This window comes from Devosia ginsengisoli, assembly GCF_024707105.1.
Taxonomy (GTDB): domain Bacteria; phylum Pseudomonadota; class Alphaproteobacteria; order Rhizobiales; family Devosiaceae; genus Devosia; species Devosia ginsengisoli_A.
The window spans coordinates 416,054-435,900 of the sequence record NZ_JANQAJ010000009.1 but is presented as its reverse complement, the minus strand read 5'-3'; the positions used below and the strand labels follow the sequence as shown (position 1 = coordinate 435,900).

At 63.7% G+C, this 19,847-nt stretch carries 22 protein-coding genes; 9 read left to right on the top strand and 13 right to left on the bottom strand.

The window, feature by feature from the left end; all coding sequences use genetic code 11:
* Nucleotides 1-23: 23 nt before the first annotated feature.
* The 5 genes from NVV79_RS12045 to NVV79_RS12025 all read right to left on the bottom strand — a co-directional run bounded on the left by NVV79_RS12045 (nt 24) and on the right by NVV79_RS12025 (nt 6,543).
* The gene (locus NVV79_RS12045; RefSeq protein ID WP_303989647.1) at nt 24-1,685 is read right to left on the bottom strand and encodes an ABC transporter ATP-binding protein; all 1,662 of its coding nucleotides are present in this window, start codon (nt 1,683-1,685) and stop codon (nt 24-26) included.
* 83 nt (nt 1,686-1,768) lie between these two features.
* Nucleotides 1,769-2,803: an NAD-dependent epimerase gene (locus NVV79_RS12040; protein WP_303989645.1), complete on the bottom strand. Its 1,035-nt coding sequence runs from the start codon at nt 2,801-2,803 to the stop codon at nt 1,769-1,771.
* A gap of 1 nt (nt 2,804) precedes the next feature.
* Nucleotides 2,805-4,082 (bottom strand): Vi polysaccharide biosynthesis UDP-N-acetylglucosamine C-6 dehydrogenase TviB, encoded by a 1,278-nt coding sequence (gene tviB, locus NVV79_RS12035; protein WP_303989643.1) that lies wholly within the window; start codon nt 4,080-4,082, stop codon nt 2,805-2,807.
* An 82-nt stretch (nt 4,083-4,164) separates the two neighbouring features.
* A complete protein-coding gene (locus NVV79_RS12030; RefSeq protein ID WP_303989640.1) occupies nt 4,165-4,965 on the bottom strand; it encodes a hypothetical protein in 801 nt (266 codons plus the stop codon).
* Nucleotides 4,966-5,148: 183 nt separating this feature from the next.
* Entirely contained in the window at nt 5,149-6,543 is a 1,395-nt protein-coding gene (locus tag NVV79_RS12025; protein ID WP_303989638.1) for an L-serine ammonia-lyase, read from the bottom strand.
* A 151-nt stretch (nt 6,544-6,694) separates the two neighbouring features.
* Between NVV79_RS12025 and NVV79_RS12020 the strand changes: the two genes are divergently transcribed.
* Nucleotides 6,695-7,312, top strand: coding sequence for an alpha/beta hydrolase (locus NVV79_RS12020; RefSeq protein ID WP_303989636.1), 618 nt, complete (start codon nt 6,695-6,697; stop codon nt 7,310-7,312).
* On the opposite strand, the gene NVV79_RS12015 is transcribed toward NVV79_RS12020, so the two are convergent.
* A complete protein-coding gene (locus NVV79_RS12015; protein WP_303989633.1) occupies nt 7,309-7,755 on the bottom strand; it encodes a hypothetical protein in 447 nt (148 codons plus the stop codon). The genes NVV79_RS12020 and NVV79_RS12015 overlap by 4 nt on opposite strands.
* Before the next feature lie 131 nt (nt 7,756-7,886).
* On the opposite strand from NVV79_RS12015, the gene NVV79_RS12010 reads away from it, so the two are divergent.
* Complete coding sequence (locus NVV79_RS12010; RefSeq protein ID WP_303989631.1) at nt 7,887-9,656, top strand: diguanylate cyclase; 1,770 nt, start codon at nt 7,887-7,889, stop codon at nt 9,654-9,656.
* A 54-nt stretch (nt 9,657-9,710) separates the two neighbouring features.
* Nucleotides 9,711-10,760 (top strand): DUF3298 domain-containing protein, encoded by a 1,050-nt coding sequence (locus tag NVV79_RS12005; RefSeq protein WP_303989629.1) that lies wholly within the window; start codon nt 9,711-9,713, stop codon nt 10,758-10,760.
* Here NVV79_RS12005 and NVV79_RS12000 read toward each other — a convergent pair.
* The 3 genes from NVV79_RS12000 to NVV79_RS11990 are packed head-to-tail and all read right to left on the bottom strand — an operon-like array spanning nt 10,754 to nt 12,449.
* Nucleotides 10,754-11,056, bottom strand: coding sequence for a GNAT family N-acetyltransferase (locus NVV79_RS12000; protein WP_303989627.1), 303 nt, complete (start codon nt 11,054-11,056; stop codon nt 10,754-10,756). The two genes, NVV79_RS12005 and NVV79_RS12000, sit on opposite strands and share 7 nt — an antisense overlap.
* Nucleotides 11,057-11,113: 57 nt before the next feature.
* Nucleotides 11,114-11,680: a tetratricopeptide repeat protein gene (locus NVV79_RS11995; protein ID WP_303989623.1), complete on the bottom strand. Its 567-nt coding sequence runs from the start codon at nt 11,678-11,680 to the stop codon at nt 11,114-11,116.
* A 52-nt stretch (nt 11,681-11,732) separates the two neighbouring features.
* Nucleotides 11,733-12,449: a DedA family protein gene (locus NVV79_RS11990; RefSeq protein WP_146290427.1), complete on the bottom strand. Its 717-nt coding sequence runs from the start codon at nt 12,447-12,449 to the stop codon at nt 11,733-11,735.
* Between the two features lie 92 nt (nt 12,450-12,541).
* On the opposite strand from NVV79_RS11990, the gene NVV79_RS11985 reads away from it, so the two are divergent.
* Nucleotides 12,542-12,928 (top strand): RidA family protein, encoded by a 387-nt coding sequence (locus NVV79_RS11985; protein WP_303990402.1) that lies wholly within the window; start codon nt 12,542-12,544, stop codon nt 12,926-12,928.
* On the opposite strand, the gene NVV79_RS11980 is transcribed toward NVV79_RS11985, so the two are convergent.
* Nucleotides 12,925-13,365: a VOC family protein gene (locus tag NVV79_RS11980; RefSeq protein ID WP_303989617.1), complete on the bottom strand. Its 441-nt coding sequence runs from the start codon at nt 13,363-13,365 to the stop codon at nt 12,925-12,927. The two genes, NVV79_RS11985 and NVV79_RS11980, sit on opposite strands and share 4 nt — an antisense overlap.
* A 382-nt stretch (nt 13,366-13,747) precedes the next feature.
* On the opposite strand from NVV79_RS11980, the gene NVV79_RS11975 reads away from it, so the two are divergent.
* The 3 genes from NVV79_RS11975 to NVV79_RS11965 are packed head-to-tail and all read left to right on the top strand — an operon-like array spanning nt 13,748 to nt 15,493.
* Nucleotides 13,748-14,326 (top strand): TetR/AcrR family transcriptional regulator, encoded by a 579-nt coding sequence (locus tag NVV79_RS11975; protein ID WP_303989614.1) that lies wholly within the window; start codon nt 13,748-13,750, stop codon nt 14,324-14,326.
* On the top strand, nt 14,323-15,270 hold the full coding sequence (locus tag NVV79_RS11970; RefSeq protein WP_303989610.1) for an FAD-dependent monooxygenase: 948 nt from the start codon (nt 14,323-14,325) through the stop codon (nt 15,268-15,270). The genes NVV79_RS11975 and NVV79_RS11970 overlap by 4 nt, the downstream gene beginning before the upstream one ends.
* The gene (locus NVV79_RS11965; protein WP_303989608.1) at nt 15,197-15,493 is read left to right on the top strand and encodes an NAD(P)/FAD-dependent oxidoreductase; all 297 of its coding nucleotides are present in this window, start codon (nt 15,197-15,199) and stop codon (nt 15,491-15,493) included. The genes NVV79_RS11970 and NVV79_RS11965 overlap by 74 nt, the downstream gene beginning before the upstream one ends.
* Before the next feature lie 84 nt (nt 15,494-15,577).
* On the opposite strand, the gene NVV79_RS11960 is transcribed toward NVV79_RS11965, so the two are convergent.
* From NVV79_RS11960 to NVV79_RS11950, 3 genes are all read right to left on the bottom strand, one after another.
* Nucleotides 15,578-15,988: a DUF6634 family protein gene (locus NVV79_RS11960; RefSeq protein WP_146290423.1), complete on the bottom strand. Its 411-nt coding sequence runs from the start codon at nt 15,986-15,988 to the stop codon at nt 15,578-15,580.
* Nucleotides 15,985-17,853 carry an AAA family ATPase gene (locus NVV79_RS11955; protein WP_303989603.1) on the bottom strand — a complete coding sequence of 623 codons (1,869 nt, stop codon included), beginning with the start codon at nt 17,851-17,853 and terminating at the stop codon, nt 15,985-15,987. Before NVV79_RS11955 ends, NVV79_RS11960 begins: the two co-directional genes overlap by 4 nt.
* A 127-nt stretch (nt 17,854-17,980) precedes the next feature.
* Nucleotides 17,981-18,823, bottom strand: coding sequence for a hypothetical protein (locus NVV79_RS11950; protein WP_303989600.1), 843 nt, complete (start codon nt 18,821-18,823; stop codon nt 17,981-17,983).
* Nucleotides 18,824-19,545: 722 nt separating this feature from the next.
* On the opposite strand from NVV79_RS11950, the gene NVV79_RS11945 reads away from it, so the two are divergent.
* Complete coding sequence (locus NVV79_RS11945) at nt 19,546-19,731, top strand: NAD-binding protein (protein WP_303989597.1); 186 nt, start codon at nt 19,546-19,548, stop codon at nt 19,729-19,731.
* Nucleotides 19,671-19,802 (top strand): hypothetical protein, encoded by a 132-nt coding sequence (locus NVV79_RS11940; RefSeq protein ID WP_303990418.1) that lies wholly within the window; start codon nt 19,671-19,673, stop codon nt 19,800-19,802. The genes NVV79_RS11945 and NVV79_RS11940 overlap by 61 nt, the downstream gene beginning before the upstream one ends.
* Nucleotides 19,803-19,847 lie beyond the last annotated feature (45 nt).

The following is a 19,847-nucleotide window of genomic DNA, read 5'->3' as shown; positions in this document are numbered from 1 at the left end:
ATCTGCTATTTCCTTGCGCGGTCTCAGCTGGCCCGGGTCACTTCGGCAAACGTGCCTCTTCTTACAACTCTTCCCTGATCCAGGCGAATGAGCTCGTCGCAATGTTCCACAGTGCTGAGTCTGTGGGCGATGATGATGATGGTCTTGGTGCCGTGCAGCGCCTCGATGGCCTCCATGACGCCACGCTCGGTGCCGGCATCCAGTGCGCTCGTCGCTTCGTCCAGAACCAGGACATGGGGGTCATGATACAAGGCGCGGGCAATTCCTATTCTCTGCAGCTGACCGCCGGAAAGACGGACACCGCGCTCGCCAAAGATCGTCTGCTTGCCCTCCGGCAGTCCGGCGACGAAGTCCTGCAACTGAGCGGCCGCCAGGGCCCGGTCGATAGCGGCTTCGTCGATATCCTCGTCGGCCAGCCCGAAGGCAATGTTCCGGCGCAGCGTATCGTCGGTAAGGTAGATTGATTGGGCCACATAGCCAATCTGGTTCTGCCAGCCGCGCAGGTTCTCGCGGATGTCCTTGCCGTCGAGCAAAACCTGTCCCTCGGTCGGGGAGAGCAGGCCGAGCATGATGTCGACCAGCGTGCTCTTGCCGGAGCCGCTTTCGCCCACCAGGCCCACCGAGGTTCCCTTCCTGATGGTCAGATTGATATCGTGTACGGCGGTGCGCGCGGCGCCGGTATAGGTGTAGCTGATATCCTTCACGGTCAGGTCGGACTCGATGGGGTTGGCTATGGCTTTCGCTGCCCTGGTGGAGGGTTGGAGTTCCGACATTTCACGATGCAGAACGGCGACCACCGGCAGAGAAAACCTCAAACGCTGGATGCTGCCAAGCACCCGGTTGGCAATGGGCATTACGCGAAAAGCGGCGGCGCCGAACAGCCCAACCGTCGGAATGAGCGATTCGATGGAGCGTCCCTGCGCCAGCATGGTCAGGATGAGCACGGCAATTCCCGTGACGGCCAGGGATTCCAGGAACAGTCTCGGCACTGATTGCAGCACATGTTCCATATGGCCATAGCGAGCCACCTGGACATTGTGCACGTCGTAGCTTCTCAGGAATTCATCTTCGCGCCCGAGCAGGATGACGTCCTTGGCGCCACCAAGGCCTTGCTGCAGGTGCTGGATGCGCTGGCCGTCATGGTACAGACGTTCCTGTCCCCAGGATATGAGGCGCGAGCGAAATGCGAGGTAGAAGACCGCCCCGGACCCGCCGAGCACCAGGATGACGACGAGGGCGCCCAGTGGCTCGACCAGGAGCAGGAGCAACGATACGCCCACAAGCACCAGGCCTTCGGTCGCAAGGGTCATCATCGGCAGCAGCGTTCGGACCGTGAACTGCATGACCTCGCCCGTCGCATTGCGAATGAGCTCCGCCGAGTTCCGCGCGAGGTGGAAGGTATAGGGCTGGTTGAGATAGCCGGCGAAAAGCTTGCGGGACAGATCCGCCTGCACATCAAAAACGAACTTGGCCTGCCACCAGGCGAGGAAGGCCAGATAGAGGTTCTTGAAGATGTATACCGCGATGAGCAGCGACAGGCCCCAGGTGATGAGCACGATCGGGGTCGGTTCTCCGACATAGTCAAGGAACGGCTGGAGCGCGGGGTATTTTGACCCCACGTCGGGTTCGGTCATCAGGGCAAGCGCCGGGATGAAGAGGCCGATGCCTGCGGTTTCAAGCAACATCCCGATAAGCATGAAAAACAGCATCGCCGCCAGGGGACGACGGCGTTCAGGGCCAAGCAGATCGAGTATTTGTCGCAAGGATTTCATACGCTGTAGAACTCGCGGAACCAGCTCACGAAACGGGCGACGCCCACCTCCACCGATGTGGCGGGCTTGTAGTCGACGGCATTCTGAAGGCTGCTGGTGTCCGAATAGGTGTCGGGGACGTCGCCGGGCTGAAGCGGGAGCAGGTTGCGCACCGCCTTTAGGCCCAGTGAACGCTCGAGCGCCGAGATATACTCCGACAATGGCGTGGGATCGCTGTTGCCGATGTTGAATATGCGGAACGGCGCATAGCTCGTTGCCGGGTCGGGGTCGGCCGCGTTCCAATCCGGATCGGGTGCTGCGATCTGATCGCTGGCGCGGATGATGCCCTCGACAATATCGTCGACATAGGTGAAATCGCGCGTGTGGTTGCCGTAGTTGAATACGTCGATCGGCTTTCCCTCGATGATGTTCCTGGCAAACAGGAAAAGCGCCATGTCCGGCCGGCCCCATGGTCCGTATACGGTGAAGAAACGCAGCCCGGTCGTCGGCAGGTTGAACAGATGGCTGTAGCTATGGGCCATCAGTTCGTTGGCCCGCTTGGTGGCCGCGTAAAATTGCAGGGGATGATCCACGCCCCTATGCTCCGAGAAGGGCATATTGGTATTGGCCCCATAGACGCTGCTCGTGCTGGCATAGGTGAAATGAGGCACCGCGTTGTGTCGGCACGCCTCAAGGACATTGGTAAAGGCGGTAATATTGCTGTCGATATAGGCCTGCGGATTGACGAGGCTATAGCGAACACCCGCCTGGGCAGCCAGATGCACCACCCTGGCAAAGCGATGCTGCTGAAAACATGACCTGACGGTATCGGCCTCGGCCAGGTTCGCTTCAATGAAGGTATAGCTGGCACCGGTCTGCCTGGCTGTGTCCTCCAGCATCTGCAGGCGCCTGCGCTTGATGCCCGGATCATAGTAATCATTGACGACATCGATGCCGACGACATCGTCACCGCGCTCCAGCAGGCGTTTTGCCAAATGGAAGCCGATGAAGCCCGCATTGCCGGTGACCAGGGTTTTCTGGGCGGTGCTCATGTCACAAGCGCCCGTCGGAGGCGTCGCGCGGCAGGATGGCCTTCACGTCGAAGATGACCGCCCCGTCACGCCCCAGGGACCGGATTCCGGCCTCCCCCCAGGCGAGAAACTGTTCATGGCCAACGGCAATGACGATCGCATCATAATCCTGGCTGGCAGGACGATCGGCGAGGCACCTGATGCCATATTCATGGAAGGCTTCGTCCACATCCACCCATGGATCGTAGATGTCGACCTTCATGTTGAAGGCGCTCAGGGATTTCACCATGTCCGCGACCTTGGTATTCCGGACGTCGGGGCAGTTTTCCTTGAATGAGAAGCCGAGCACTAGAACCTTGGCATTCAGGACCTGGCCGCCCTTGTTCAGCATCAGCTTGACCACGCGCTCGGCAACATGATCGCCAATGCTGTCGTTGATGCGGCGGCCGGCCAGGATCACCTCGGGATGGTATCCGTATTGCTGCGCCTTGTGCGTAAGGTAGTAGGGGTCGACGCCGATGCAGTGTCCGCCTACCAGTCCCGGCCGGAAGGGCAGGAAGTTCCACTTCGTCCCGGCCGCATTCAAGACGTCCATGGTGTCGATGTTCATTCGATCGAAAATGAACGAAAGCTCGTTCATAAGCGCAATGTTGACGTCGCGCTGGATATTCTCGATGACTTTTGCAGCCTCGGCCACCCGGATGGAGGGGGCCTTGTAGGTGCCCGCGGTAATGATCCGGGCGTAGAGGGCATCCACGAAGTCCGCGATTTCCGGCGTGGAGCCCGATGTCACCTTCCTGATCGTGGTCAGCCTGTGCTGCTTGTCGCCAGGGTTGATGCGCTCCGGGCTATAGCCGACGAAAAAGTCCTTGTTGAATTCAAGGCCGGATACCGCCGCCAGAACCGGTACACAATCCTCCTCGGTCGCTCCGGGATAGACCGTCGACTCGAAAATGACCACATCGCCTTTTCCCAGAACGCGCCCGACCGTTTCGCTGGCCCGCTTCAGCAAGGACAGGTCCGGGCGCTTGAATTCATCCACCGGGGTCGGCACCGAAACGATATAGACGTTGCAGTCTTCGATATCCTCGAGCCGACTGGAGAAGGTCAGATTGGCGGCCGCAGCAATCTCCTCGGACGAAACCTCAAGAGTACTGTCCATACCGGCGCGAAGCGATTGAATCCGCTTTTCGTTGATATCGAACCCGATTACGGGTCCCACCTTGCCGAACTCGACAGCGAGCGGCAGGCCAACATAGCCGAGGCCGATCAAGGCAATTTTGGCGTCGCTTGGATTCAAGATTCAGTCCTTCGAGGCTTGCTGGAGAAATTGTCCGCCAGGTTGGGCGAAGCCATATCAGTCTTCGATGCTTGATGGGCGTCTAACTTCCGCGCGGTCCCCGAAATCCGGGCAGGGCGGCACGAATGGCGCGCAGTTTTTCCGTATTCTCCGGCCTTGTGGCGATTGTCGCCATCCAGGACCAGAAAAGAGCCAGCGTGATGAATGCTGCGGCGCTGGCACATCCGACAAAAAGCGTGATCAGGATATGGGATCTTGTGCCGGGAGGCCTGGGGACTTGGGGCGCCTCGGTAACCACTGCTGCGCCGATCGGAACGGAAGTCTCCGCCTTGGTGGTGGAAGGCTCTGTCAGGATGTAACTGAACGCATCTACGAGAGCCCGGATAACAGGGTCATTTTCAGCACCACTCCTGTCGACCGTCGCCAGGGCGATTTCCAGTTTTTCCAGAATGATGTCGCGCTTGCTGCGATTGTCATCCGGCGCCATGGCGGCTTCGCGAACCAATCCATCCACCAACGCGCTGAGTAAGCCGACCGCCCGCTCGGGGTCGGCATTCTGCAGTTCAAGTCTATAGATCTGCTCCGGCTCGGGGATAATCCTGAGCGCGGCCGCGTCAGCGATGTCCGCCGCGTCCGGCTCGACATTAGCGTCTGTCGTGAGCAGGTTCCGGATTCCGGCTGGTTCGGCAAGATGGGCAATCGCCTGCGGTTCGGCCATCACCTTTGCAGATGCGGTTGGGACTGGCCGTGGTTGGGCGTAGATAAGCGCAGCGGTTGCAGCCATGCAGAGCAGCGGGCCAAAAACAATCAGCTTCCAGCTTTTGGCGAGGATAAGAACGATCTCGAGAAAATCGCCATTCAGCACAGTTCTGTTATTTGGCATCGAGCGTTCTCAATGGCTTGTCGCAATATGCTGCCGGTAATCAGGCCTTGCCGAGGCGCCAGGTCGGCAAGGTCCCTGTAGGTCGAGTCCTGCAGACAATCAAGTTGGATCGTGGGGCAGGTATCGTCGCAAAGCAACGAATTTGTGGCCATCTCAGCTCATACAGTGGACGCTGCCCGTTCCTCAACACGCCACCACATTCACCGCCAGCCCTGCCAGGCTCGTTTCCTTATACCGCTCGCTCATGTCCAGTCCCGTCTGCCGCATGGTTTCGATGCACGCATCCAGCGGCACGGCGTGGGTGCCGTTGCCCTTCAGAGCCAGGGAGGCGGCGGTGACGGCTTTTACGGCGCCGAAGGCGTTGCGTTCGATGCAGGGGATCTGGACCAGGCCGCCGACGGGGTCGCAGGTCATGCCGAGATGGTGTTCGAGGGCGATTTCGGCGGCGTTTTCCACCTGGGCGGGGGTGCCGCCCATGATGGCGCAGAGGCCGGCTGCGGCCATGGCCGAGGCGGAGCCGACTTCGCCCTGGCAGCCCACTTCGGCGCCGGAAATGGAGGCATTGTGCTTGATGATGCCGCCCACGGCGGCCGCGGTCAGCAGGTAGTCGCGGATCGCCTCGCGCCCGGCGGCGGCGTTGAATTTGAGGAAATATTTCATGACTGCCGGGATGACCCCGGCGGCGCCATTGGTCGGGGCGGTGACGACGCGGCCGCCGGCGGCATTCTCCTCGTTGACGGCCATGGCGTAGAGGCTCAGCCAGTCATTGGCCATGAGCGGGCTGAGCTCGTTCCGCTGCCATTGCGCGTCGAGCTGGTGGAAGATGGCTCGAGCGCGGCGCTTGACGTTGAGGCCGCCGGGCATGATGCCCTCCTGGCTGATGCCTCTGACGATGCAGGCATCCATCACGGTCCAGATTTCATCGATGCCGCGATCCAGTGCCAGGCGGCTGCGCGTGGCTTGCTCATTGGCGCGCTTCATGCCGGCGATGGACAGCCCCGATGAGGCGGCCATATCAAGCATGCTTTTCGCGTCGGCAAAGGGATAGGGCACGTCGGCCTGATGTGGCGAGGCGTCCTTGAGCGCTTCGAGCTCCTCGGCGCTGACCACGAAGCCCCCGCCGATGGAATAATAGGCCCGACGCAGCAGCAATTGCCCATCGGTGTCGTAGGCGGCGAATTGCAAGCCGTTGGGGTGGCCGGGCAGGGCGTTGCGCTTGTCGAAGACCAGGTCGACCGCCGGGCGGAAACGGTAGGGCTGGTGCCCTGATGGATGTACCATGCCGCGGGTTTCGACGCCTGATATGATGGCGTCCATGGCGTCGGGATCGACGGTCTTTGGGTCTTCGCCGCAGAGGCCGAGGATGACGGCGCGGCCGCTGCCATGGCCGATGCCGGTAAAGGCGAGCGAACCGTGCAGGCTGGCGGTCAGCGCGGCGGGGCGGGCATTGGCGGCGTGGGGCCAGGACCCGTCCTTGAGCTCGTCAAGGAAACGCCTTGCGGCGGTCATCGGCCCCATTGTGTGGGAGCTGGATGGCCCGATGCCGATCTTGAAGACGTCGAAAATCGAAAGAAACATGGACCCATTGTGCAATGAAAGCGGCCGGCCAGCAATCGGCTGCCGGGGCTTATTGTTTCGCATACGGCAACAGTGCGTGGCGGGTCCGGCGGTTGCGCCGATCGGGCCGGCGGCCGATATGGAAGCCAACGGCATTTGAGGAGTTCCGGCCATGGCCGACTATCACTATCGCGAAGGCAAGGGCGCCACGACGCAGGCGCCGCTGTTCCTGGTGTTCCACGGCACCGGGGGCGACGAGAACCAGTTTTTCGACCTGGCGGGACAATTGCTGCCCGGCGCCCGGGTGGTCGCACCGCGCGGCGATGTCAGCGAGGGCGGGGCGTTGCGCTATTTCCGGCGCACCGGCGAGGGCGTCTATGACATGGACGATCTGGCTTTGCGCGTCGCGCAGATGGTGGCCTTTGTCGAGGCGCGCAAGGCCGAGGGCAATGCGGCGCAGGTGGTGGGGCTGGGCTATTCCAATGGCGCCAATATCCTGGCGGCCGTGCAGTTCGCGGCGCCCGGCCTGTTCGATGCCAGCGTGCTGATGCATCCGCTGATCCCGTTCAGCCCGCCCAAGGTGGATTTTGCCGGCAAGCGCGTGCTGATCACGGCGGGCCAGCGCGACCCGATGGCCCCGGCGGCGATGACGCAGGGGTTGAGCGACTATTTTGCCGGGCAGGGGGCCGAAACGAAACTGTTCTGGCATCCGGGCGGGCATGAATTGCGGCAAGAGGAACTGCGCGAGACGCAGGCTTTCCTCAGCGGGCTGGCGGTAATCCGCGCCTAAACGAGCCCGTGATCCTGCATCGCCTGCTGCTCGTCGGGGGTGACATAGCCGAAAATCCTGGGCGTGCCGTCGGCTATGGTGACGAAGTAGAAATTGGTGAAGGTCACGTGGCCGCTCTGGCCGGCCTTGTTGGTATAGGCGAAATCCCAGTCGATATCGGCGACCGCGTGGCAATGGTCGAGCTCGATGATCTTCAGCCCCTTGATCGTCATATGCTTGCCGCCCACCGCGCGGTAGCGGGCGAAGCCCTTGGGGATCATTTCGCGGAAGCTGTTGTCGTTGGCCCCGCCGATGACGCCCCTTGGGCTCGATTCGACGAAGAAGGGGGCGAAGGCGTTGACGATGCCGTTGACGTCCTCCAGGGGCGGGTCCTGCAGGGCGTCGTCGCTGCGTTTGGCATAGGCGTCGAACAGGGCGCGAATCTTGGTTTCGAGCTTGGTCATGCCGATCTCCTCTTTCGACCAACGTATAGACCCGGCCCCGGGTTCATCCGGGCAGTGGCAGCACTTTCTTAACGAACTCTAGAGGGGTGCGGGCTAACAGTGTGGAACAGTCTCCCAAGGGACTGATCCTGATGCAAGCGAGGCGCCAAATCAGCGGGCTTCGAGACACCATTGCCAGCAGCCTGCGCATTCGCGTGCTGATCCTGGTGCTGCTCGGCTTTGCCGCGGTGGCGGCGCCGGCCTATATGGCGTTCAACTGGATCGTGGCCTCCACCGTCGTGCAGCTCGGCACATTGTTTGCCGAAAAGCAGATTCTCTACGATCGCTATCGGGGCCTCGAAGCGCTGATGCGCGAGGTGTCGCTGGCCGAGACGCTGGCCGGGTCGCAATCGATCCGCGACTGGGCCAATGACGAAGCCAATCCCGATCTCAAGCGCCGCGGCATTGCCGAACTCGAGCATTTCCGCCAGTCCTTCGCCGATCACAGCTATTTCTTCACCATCGGCGCCTCGGGCAATTACTATTTCAACGACGCCGCCAATTCCTATGCCGGCGACCAGTTTCGTTACACGGTCAGCGCCGACAATCCGCGCGATGCCTGGTATTATTCCACCGTGGCGCTGGGCGAGGGCTGCCACCTCAATGTTGATAACGACACCAATCTGCGCGTCACCAAGGTGTGGATGAACTGCGTCATCCGCGAGGGCCGGCGGGTGCTGGGCATATTGGGCACCGGGATCGATCTCACCAGCTTCATCCAGGAAGTGGTCAACATTCCCCAAGTCGGGGTGACTTCGATGTTCGTCGACCGGCAGGGCGCGGTGCAGGCGCATCGTGACCAGGACATGGTGGACCTGCGCAGCCTCACCGCGGAAATGAGCGCCAAGCGCACGGTGTTCTCGCTGCTGGACAAGCCGGAAGACGAAGGGGCCTTACGCGAATTGATGGATCAGGTGGCCGGCGGCGAGGCGGTGGCCCTGTCGCGCTTCATGAGCATAGGCGGCAAGCAGACGCTGGTCGGCATCGGCTATCTCGACAAGCTCGGCTGGTTCAATGTCACGCTGATGGATATCGACGCCATCATCGACAAAAGGCTCTTCCTGCCCATCGGGCTGCTGCTGGCTGGTGTGATGGGGCTGGTGGCGGCCATCATGGTGCTGGTGTTCAAGCGGGCCGTGCTGTACCGGCTAAAGCGGCTCGAAGAGGTGGTTCATAGCGCGCGGCGGGGCGAATATGGCCCGGCGCTGGCAATGGCCGATGACCGGCAGGACGAGGTGGGGCGGCTGTCGACGGCCTTTACCGAAATGGCCGTGGCGGTGAGCGACAATACGCGGCTGCTCGAAGCACGGGTGCGGGCGCGCACCGAGGCGCTCGAAACCCTGGCCTCGCGCGATGCGCAGACCGGCATCGCCAACCGGCGCGGCTTCGTCACCGCCTTTGAGGCCGCGACGGGGCGGCGGCATGGCCTGCTGCTGATCGATATCGACCGCTTCAAGACCATCAACGATACGTTCGGTCATGCCGCGGGCGATGCGGTGATCACGGAAATCTCCCGTCGCATTGTCGCCTGCGTCGGCGAGGGGCATGTCTGCGCCCGCTGGGGCGGCGACGAATTCATCGTGTTGCTGCATGACAGCGCGCCGCAGTTGTTGCGGGCCAATGCTTTCGGGGTCATGGCCGCTATCAGCGATCGGCCGGTGGCACTGCCCGATGGCCGTTCGGCCGCGGTGACCGTCAGCGTCGGCGCCAGCCTGGTCGAGCCAGGCGACAGTATCGAGACCGTCACCGAAATGGCCGATGCGGCGCTCTACATGGCCAAAGGTGAGGGGCGCAATCGCGTCATGATCTTCGATCCGCCCGATGCTGCCAAGCCATCCCGCGCCGCGCAACCGACGGGTTGACGCTGCCTCCGGCGCCTGCCAGCGTCGGGGTCAGTTCCCAGTCGAGGTTGTGCCATGTCCTCTTTCCGCCTTGTGCTGCCAGCGATGTTGCTGGCTATTGCCGCCATTCCGGCCAGCGCCGCCAGCTTCGATTGCAGCAAGGCCGCGACGCCGTTCGAGCATGCCATTTGCGACATGCCCGACCTGTCGGCGGCTGATGACCTGCTGGCCAAGAGCTTCGCCACGGCGACGGGCGGGCTGACCAAGCAGGCGGTGGGGCTGATGCGGGCCGACCAGCGCAACTGGCTCGACTATGCCCAGCGCGCCTGCACCGATGACGCGGAAGTGCTGACGAGCGGCCGGTACGATGACAATGGGGCCTCGTGCCTTGTCGAAAAATTCAATACGCGCAGCCGCGCGCTGGAGCAGAGCCGGATGATTTCCGGGCACCGCTTCTTCCTGCAGTCGGCCTATGCGGTGCTGCCCGACCCGAACGAGGCGGACAATCCCGATTCCTACTGGAAGGTGGCGAGCCACGAGGCGGTCATGCCACAGCTCGACAGCGACGATCCGCTGGCGGAGGCGTTCAACCGCTTCGTCGCCGAAATGGGGGGCAACAAGTCCGATATTCTGTCGCTCGCCGGCGGTGGCGATATCGATGAAGTTGACGCGTCCTCGGATACGAGCGTCATCATCAAGGTCAAGGAGCTGGGTGGCAACAATCGCATCACCATGGATGTGAGCACCTACTGGTATGGTCACGGCGCGGCGCATGGCAACTGGAGCATCAGCTACCTGCATTACCTGACCGAGCAGGATCGCGGCCTCATCGCCTCGGACATCTTTGCCGGCGACGACTGGGCCAGCACGCTGGTCGATGCCGCCTGGGCCGAGCTGCAGGCCGAGCATGCGGAATGGCTACAGGTGGAGACGGCAGGCGATATTGCCGAAATCGTGGTCGAGCCCAGCCGCTGGGATCTGTCCAACGACCATGGACTGATCATCCAGTTCCAGCCCTATGAAGTATCGGCCTATGCCTATGGCGCGCCGACCATCACCATTCCATGGGACAAGCTCGACGCCATCAAGGCCGAAACGCAGGACGAGGTGCGCTACGGCTATTGAGCGGCGCGCAGGTCGGCCCATTCGGGGTGGCGGCGGAACTGGGCGACGACATAGGAGCAGACGGGCACGATCTTGAAGCCCTGCTCGCGGGCGTCGGCTATGGCCTTGTTGACCAGCTTGGCAGCAATGCCGCGCCTCTCATATTCCGGTGGTACGCCGGTATGGTCGACGGTGATCGTGCCATCGGCTGCCTTGCGGAAAGTCATTTCCGCCTCATAGCCGGGGGCGAGATGGATGACGTAGCGGCCGCGCGTGGCGCCGTCTTCGCGCAGCACGGTGAGTTCGGTGTCGGTCATGGTGGTTCCAGATGCTTTGTCCCGCCAGTGTGACGACTACGGCGGGCCTCTGCAAGGTCAGATAGGTATGGCGTCCAGCTCGGGGAAGAGGGCGCGCTCGCCGAGGAAGGGGTGGATGTCCAGTGCATCGGTGATCGCCTTGAGGGCCAGGTCGCGCCGGTCGCGCTGGAGATAGATGAGCGCCCGGCCCGCAAGCGCGCCGAAATGGCGCGGTTCCAACTGCAGCGTCTTTTCGATGTCGGCCAGCGACTGGTCGTAATTGCCGAGCAGGAAATGCACGGTGGCCCGCTGGTTCCAGCCTTCGGCATAGTCAGGGTAGTCGGTCACCAGTGCGTCAAGCAGGCCAACTGCGCCGCTCAGGTCGGACATGCCGAGGCGCAGCAGCACCAAGGACATGCGCTCGGCCAAAGCCGGATCATCGGGTTGGGTCCACAGAGTCCAGATTTCGCCGGTGATGCGCTGGGCTGTGGCGGGATCGGGGGGCGATTTGAGCATGGCAAATAGTTCGTCGAGCTGCTGCGCCTGGCTCTGGGCCTGGGCTGGCACGACCCAAAAACTTGTCGAGACCGGCCCGGCAAGGGCGGCCAGCATGGCTCCGAAGAGGACAATGCGGCGGGGTTTCATGGGCGTGAACCTACGCCCATTGCAGCCCGCCGCAAGGCATTTCGCTTGCGTCCTAGTGGGTCGATTCCTGGGCGCCCCAGCGCGCCTGGATCGAGCGGCCCAGCCCACCCAGCCAGGGCGCGCAGAACAGCAGGATGCGGCGGTGGTAATGCACCAGGATGAACAGGCCCGCCAGGATCAGCGTGCCGACCACGATCACCAGTTCCAGCGACAGGCCGATCGACTTGAGCCAGGCGGTCAGCAGCATGCCGGGCAGGATATGAGCGGCGGCCCAGACGAAGGCCGAGGTGACGTTGATGATGGTGAAATGGCCATAGCGCATGCCCATGATGCCGGCGACGCCGGGGATCACGGCTTTCACGCCGGGAATGAAGCGGCCGATGAATACTGCCTTGCCGCCATGGCGTTCGAAGAACACCTCACCCCGCGCGATCAGCGGCTTGTGGTTCTTGAAGGGCCACACCTCCTTGATGGAATCCTTGAGGAAATGGCCGATCGTATAGGAGATGGCGTCGCCGATAATGGCGCCGATGACCGCGGCGAAATAGACTTCCCAGAAGGGCAGGCGGCCTTCGGCGATGATGCCGCCAGCCATCAGCAGGACCGGGGTCGAGGGTACGAACAGGCCGAGGATGAACACCGCCTCACCAATGGCCACGGCGAAGATGAACCAGAAGGTCAGCCAGAAGTTGCCGGAAATGGCGTCGAGAAAGCTCTCGAGATAGGTGGAGACGGTGTGGAAGATGTCGAACATGTGCACCCGTGTCATTGCGCGGTGCGCAACGCCCACCGAAGATTGACTTATCGCCGCCAAGAAGGCGACGCTCAAGCACTATCACGCCGGAGTGTCTTATGAGTGACATGGTTTATCATATGATCTCGGGCGGCCCGCGCGCGGTCGCCCCGTTTTCCCATGCCGTCGAGGTCGATGGCTGGGTCTTCATTACCGGGCAGATGCCGACCGATCCGGCGGCGCCCGAGGCGCCCCTGCCCGATGGCATCGCGGCACAGACGCGGCGGGTGGTCGACAATCTCAGGATCGTGCTCAATGGCATCGGGCTGGGGCTGGAGCATGTCACCATGGCCCGCATCTATCTGACGCAGTTCGAGCGCGATTATGCCGCGCTCAATGCGCTGTGGCCGAGTTTCTTCGAGCCGGGAAAGCTGCCGGCGCGGACCACGGTGGGCGTCACGGCACTGGCCGTGGGTGCGCTGGTCGAGATCGACCTGGTGGCCAAACGGCCTTAGCCGCCCATTTCCTGGGCGAGGCCGATCAGCAGGCCGCCAGGCCCGCGGATGTAGCAGAGACGATAGACGCCTTGATAATCGACGACGTCGCCGGCGAGCTCGGCGCCGCGCTTGCGGAGCCTTTCAAGCGTCGCGTCGATATCGTCCACGGTGAACATGACGCGGAGATAGCCCAGGGCGTTGACCGGGGCCGTGCGGTGATCGGCGACAACGGCGGGCCTGATGAAGCGCGAGAGTTCGAGCCGGCTGTGGCCATCCGGCGTGCGCATCATGGCGATCTCGACATGCTGGTCGCCGAGGCCCGTGACGCGTCCGGCCCATTCCCCTTCAACCGTGGCTCGACCTTCCAGCTCGAGGCCGAGTTCGAGAAAGAAATCGATCGTCTCGTCGAGGTCGTCGACGACGATCCCCATATTGTCCATCCGCTTGAGCGCCATGCTTCCGATCTCCAGGGTGTCGCTGTAACCTACAGGCTGAAGCGGGGCCTCACAACGGATGGTGGTGGGGGCAACCCTCTCCCCTTGTGGGAGAGGGTGGAAATCCGCGTTCAGCGGATTTCCGGGTGAGGGGGCTGCGCTATCCCGTGCTTTGATGCCTGCTGATCACTCCGCGCCCCCTCATCCGCCCTTCGGGCACCTTCTCCCACGAGGGGAGAAGGCAAGGCGCGGACATGCCGTTGCCCGCCCGTCCTGCCCACTCGCCGTGACGTTCGGATGGGGTCTGTCGGTATGGGCTAAGCATCCACACCCACAAAAATCACCATCAAGGATTGCTGACCGATCGGTTGGTCAGTATAGTATCGTCGTGGAGAAGGTATCGATGCCCAAAGCTGGAAAGCGCGACGAGATCATTGCGGCGGCCATGCGGCTCCTGGCGCGCGAGGGGGCGGCCGGGCTGACGGCGGCCAGCCTGGCGCGGGAGGCCGGGGTCAGCAAGGCCAATGTGTTCCACCATTTCGAAACACTCAATGCCGTGGTGCTGGCGGCTTTCGAAGTCTTTCTGCTGGGCATGGACAATATGCGGCCGCAGCCCGGCACCGAGCTGCGCGATTGGCTTTTGGCGCTGGGCGCCGAGACGGTGGCGCAGATGGATGACGATCCGGCGCTGGCCGGCGCCTATTTCGCCTTTGCCGCCCGGGCGCAGAGCGATCCCGACCTGCGCCAGCGCCTGGCGGGCATGGTCGGGGCAGCAGAAGCGCTTTTTGCCGAAGCCCTCGAATTGCTGGCGCCGGAGCGTTTCACCCCGCACGAGCGGAGCAGGCTTGCCGCGCTCATCCTCATCACCGGCGATGGTCTTGCCCTGCATCGGCAACTCTTTCCGAAGCGGCGCGACAGCCAAGTGGCTGCTTGGGCCGCTTTTGTCGATTCCATCGCCCCGGAAGAAAGCGAAACATCATGAAAGCCATTATTTCCGGCGCCGGCATTGCCGGCCTGTCCACCGCCATCGCCCTTGGCCGCGCCGGGTGGGCTGTGACCCTGCTCGAAAAGGCCGCCAGCCTGCGGGCCGGCGGCTATATGCTGGATTTCTTCGGTCCCGGCTATGAGGCGGCCGACGATCTGGGGGGCATCGCCGCCCTCAAGGCGCATGCACGCGGCGTCGACAAGGTCGATTTCGTCAACGGCACGGGTCGCATTGGCTCGCAGATGGATTACGAGCAAATCGGCGCGGCGGCCGGCGGCAAGCTGTTCCCCATCTTGCGCGGCGATATCGAGCAGATTTTGCACGATGCGCTGCCCGATAGTGCCGTGGTTCGATATGCCAGCGAGATCACGTCCCTCAACAACAGCGACAAGGGTGTCGGGGTTGTCCTGGCCGATGGCGGCAGTCTCGAGGCCGACCTACTGGTTGGCGCCGATGGCATTCATTCGGCGGTGCGTCACCTGGTCTTCGGGCCGGAAGAGCGCTTCCTGCGCTATCTGGGCTTCCACACCGCCGCCTATTTCTTCGACAGCCCTGCAGTGGCCGACATGCTGGCGGGCGATTTCAAGATGATGGCGATCAAGGACCGGATGGTGGGCCTCTATGAGGTCGATCCGGGCCGTATCATGGCCTTTTTCGTTATCCGCGACGATGGCCGCGCGCCTGAACGATCCGCTGCCGCGGCTCAAGGCCGCCTTTGGCGATCTCGGCTGGGTGTTGCCGGAAACCCTGGCAGCGGCGCCAGGCCCCGAGGATATCTATTACGACGTGGTGGCGCAGGTGGAGATGGCACATTGGCAGAGCCAGCGCACGGTTCTGGTCGGCGATGCGGCCTATGCGGTGTCGCTGATGGCCGGGCAGGGCGCGTCACTGGCGCTGGCCGGTGGCCGCGCGCTGGGGCAGGTGCTCGATGGCGCTGTTGATATCGAGGCGGCTTTGGCGCGGTTCGAGCAGGGATTGCGGCCGCTGGCGCTGGAAAACCAACGGGCGGGGCGGCGCATGGCCAAGTGGTTCGTGCCGGCCACCCCCTTCCATGCCGCCATCCGCGACACATCCGTCAATATCATGACCTGGCCGCCGCTATCGGGCCTGCTGAACCGGTTCTTCTCGTTCAGCTCAAAGGGCTTTTCACTGTCCTCGCATTAACGGGGAAGGCGCGTGTTTTCCTGTTGGTATGCGCCTACGCCCAAGCGCTCCTAATCGAGCAGGTTGCTCCAGGTGCGGCCGGTTTCATCGTCTCCGGGCGGCTGGCCCGCCCGGCTCGATGCGATAGAAGCGTGATGCGGTTCTCGCCCATGTCCATGATCTGGCCTCGATGGCGACGAGGACGGATGTCGTGCAGAAGGCGCCGCTTTGGATTGTCGGATGTCCGGTGACGATGCCGGACAGATAGGTGCCGCCAGGCGTGAGGCTACCGGCGAAGGACCAGGATGAGAGAAGCGGCGCCTGGGCGAGGTCCTGGGGCGTTGGCCGCCAGCCCTGCTTGAGGCGCTCGATGTCGGCGATGGCCCGGGACAGCTTTTCGACAAGGGGGAGGTGGTGTTGGGTCCGGGGGATGGCATCGGGGTCGATGAGCGCACCGAGATCGAGCAAAGCGAGGCCGTCGGGATAGTGAAGGTCGAACTCGGGCAAGGGGGTCATGGCTGTGGCTCCGTTGGGTCTGTGACGTCAAAAGGTTCGAGGATGACGTGGATGCGGTCGGCATCCAGATGGCGCTCGGCCAGCAAGGTTGCGGCAAGGGCGGCAATGGGCTCGGCAAGGGTGGAGACCAGGTCGGTGGCCCGCTGCTGCAGGCGGGCCAGGTCGGCATCGATGGCGGCGGTCAGGGTGGGATCGCGGGCGCAGCGCTGGGCGATGGTCTCGCCGGGCATGCTGAGGGGCAGGGCGTGCAGACCCCATCTTGTATAGCCAAGGCCGATGAGGGTGAGCGCCCGCTCCAGGTCGTCGGCGGCGCCGGCGCAGAGACCGGGACCGGCCAGCCGATCCATCGCGCGTCCGCCCAGCAGGATGGTCACCTCGGCTTCGAGGTCGGCCAAAGTGGCGGGCCGGTCAAGGGCAGCGATGAGGGTGTGGCCGATCCGATCGCCGTCCCGAATTAGGCTCATGCTGATGAGGTGGCGGCCCAGGTGCAGCGCCAGTACGGCATGGGCGGCCTCGTGGCGGGCTGTCACGGCCAGCGCGGCGCCGTCGCCGTCGCGGGTATCGGGACCCTGCGGCATGGCTTTCCACAGATCGGCAAGGTCAGGTGAATGCCGGGTGAGGGTGGCGGCGCTGCAGGCGGCGCTGACGATATCGGCGATGCGAGCGGGTGTGCGGCCGATCAGCGCGCGGACCAGTGGCGCCAGGGCGGCATCGGAGAGTTTCAGGGCCGGCGCCTGCCGTTCCAGATGATGACGCAACAGGGCCCCGATGTCGTCGGCGCGGGTGGGGGGCTCGATCAGGATATGGTGCCCGAGGCGACCGGGCCGGACGATGGCCTGGTCCACATGGGACAGCAGGTTGGTGGTTGCGACCAGCAGCACGGCTGCGCCGGAGGCATTGAGGCGATCGATGGCGAGGAGCAGCCCGTCCACGAGATTGGTCCAATAGGCCTGGTACTCTCGCTGGGCGGAGCGGGCGCTGATGGCATCGACCTCATCGAGAACCCCGATGGCCGGTGCGCTGGCGATCAGACGGTCGATAAAGCCGTTCACGCCGGAGAGGACGGTGTTGAGATGGCCGTCGCTGCCGCTGAAGAAGCCGGGAATGCTGGCCTCGAGTATCGGCACGCCGGCCTTGGCGGCTGCTGCGCGGGCCAGCAGCGACTTGCCGGTGCCGGGCATGCCGTGCAGTACGGTATGGCGCAGCAGGGAGGCGTTCGCCGTTCCCGCCCGGATGGCGGCAAAGGCGCTGACGACCCCGCTTGCCCAATCCCTGGCCGCCACCCCGACAATGGGCAGGGCCAGCAGGTCCGGATCGGGATGATGGATGCCGGCCTCGGCCTGGCGGCGCGCCATGTGACGCAGGCGGGTGACGCATTGGGCGGCGGTGGTATCGGGCCGGATGGCGGCGGCAATCTCGAACAGGCCCAGTCCGGCATGATCGGTGGGACGCAGCCGGCGGGGGACGCGGCCGGTGCTCCCGGCGATGACCTGGCCCAGTAGGGCAGTGGTGATGGACGCCAGGGACAGTACCTCGTCGGCGGCCAGCCGGATCACCGGGGGCAGCAGCTCAGGATCATGGGTGAGCCAGAGCGATGATGGACCCGCTTCGAGATAGAGGCTGGCCAGGCGGTCGGCATCGTCCCGATCGCGCCTGATAATGCTGAGCGGGCGCACCTCGGGCAGGAACTGCTCGGCCGCCTCGTGCAGCGGTGTGAGCCAGGCTTTGTCGGGCACGCGAATGATCAGCACGCGGTGGCTATGGCCGGCGAGATCAATCAGGCGGTCGGGTCCAAGGGTTGCCTCGAGCAGGGCGATGCCGAGCCGTCGCAGGGCGGATGGAGTGGAGTTGGAAGGAGCGGTCATCGGACTGCCTGAAGAGGAGGGGTATTGATTGGTCTCGGTGACATGCCGTGGTTCGAGCACGGCAGGTTCATAGGGCGAGTGGCATGCTGGTGAGGCGAACGAACAAGGCGTCGCCGCGCAAGCCCTGCTAGGGCACCTCGGTCATCCAATGCCAGCGCGCCTCCGACGCCGCGCGGTTCCCCAGGCAATAGACCGCGATGGCGTCGAGCGAGACGAAGCCGATCGGCTGCTGCAGCCAATAGATGCCGTTCTCCTGGGCCAGCAGTAGGCCGGAATGGCTGTCTTCCAGCAACCGGCCGGCGCGCTCGGCGTCTCCGCCCGCCGCCAGGTCGATGCAGGAGCCCGGGAGCAGGACATAACCGCTCACCACCTCCACGACGCGAATATGCAGGTCGCCTTCGAGCCTGAGGGGGGATGCCGCGATTGGATTGTAGGCGGCCAGGGCGGCGGCGGCCGCAGTATCGGCGGCTGCGAGTGCGCCGGCTTCCAGTTGCTCGGGCGATGCCTTGGTTGGCAGGATACCCTCGTTATGGAGGCGGCGCAGTGCCATGCCCACCATGATGCGGAGCGCGGCATAGTCGGACGGTCCGACCGCGGCGCCGGCAGGGCGGGGCCCCAGGATCGGCATGGCGGCAGGACCACTCAGCGTCTGGTGGGCGATGCGGCGTGCCGCGGCCGCCTGAGCGATCGTGAGCGCGGGTGCACCGGTGATCAGGATGAAGCGGTTGATCATATAGCGCTCGATACGCCCTTCGATCACGGCAGGATCCGCATCGGGGCCGCAGGGGGCGAGCAGCCAGTTGCCATCGACGCTGGCGATCAGGGCAAAGCCCGGAGAGGCCGACAAGAGGGTGGCACGGTGCTGGGGCCATTTGGCGGTGAGCCGTTCGACGACGGGCTCGAACGGCAAATGCTCGAGGGGATGGGCAGGCAGATCCGATGGCGCCAGGGGCGCATGGGCATGGGACATGAAAAACTCCTCCGGCGGGGCCGGACATGACGGGAAACCAATGGGGGTAGGGGCGAGGCGCCGGGTACATGGCGAGGAACAGCGCCCCGCCGGGTCGGTCAGGACCGCCGCGCGCCCGGAGCGCCGACGCAGATCCAGGCCGCGGCCTGGACGGTGGTCACCCGATCGGAGTTGGGATTACCCCCGAAACTGTGTTCGGGGCCTTGCAGGCGCAGGTGCGCCGCCGGTACATGGACATAGCCATCGTACACTCCTGTTCTAGCAGGGTTGCGTTGGTCAGGCCGGCCTGCTGCGTCAACAGCGGGTCGGTCGCCTTGCGGCGGCCCCGGTCCGACATCGATTCGGCAGTGCGAATCGACACAGCTAGGCTCCACTGGATCCCCGATCCAATCAACCCCGCCCGGAACAAATAGTAAACAAGGGTTAACGGGCGCTCTGGGCGGGTGGCCGGCTGCGCCGGAATTGACGGAAGCGACAAAACTGACAAAAGCCCCGCATCTGTCCAGCTCGAACATTTCCGTACCCATAAGCCTGAAACCTGAGGACTTGCTTTGATGCCAACTGGCCCGTCTGGATGGCGGAACGTGGCGACTTGCCGCCGAAAAACTATTCCTCAATCTGGGCACGCATCCCAACATCCCGCCAATTCCGGGTCTCGACGAGGCTGAACCGCCTACCCATATCGAGGCACTCGACTGGATCGCCTGCCAGGCCATCTGATTGTGATTGGCGGGGGGTATGTCGGCCTCGAACTCGCCCAGGCCTATCGGCGCTTCGGCAGCCGCGTAACGGCCATCGATCATGGCGTCCGGCTGTTGCGCGCAAAGACGCCGATGTTTCACAGGCGGTGGCCATCCTGGAGGCGGACGGCATCGAGGTGTTGTTGTCCGCCGATGTCAAGCAGGTGACGGGACGGTCGGGTGAAGTGATGGCAGTGGTGCAGGCCGCCATGCTCGGACAACTGCCTTACACTGCGTGATGCCATTCTCGCCGATCCGACGATGGCCGAGGGCTTAAACACGCT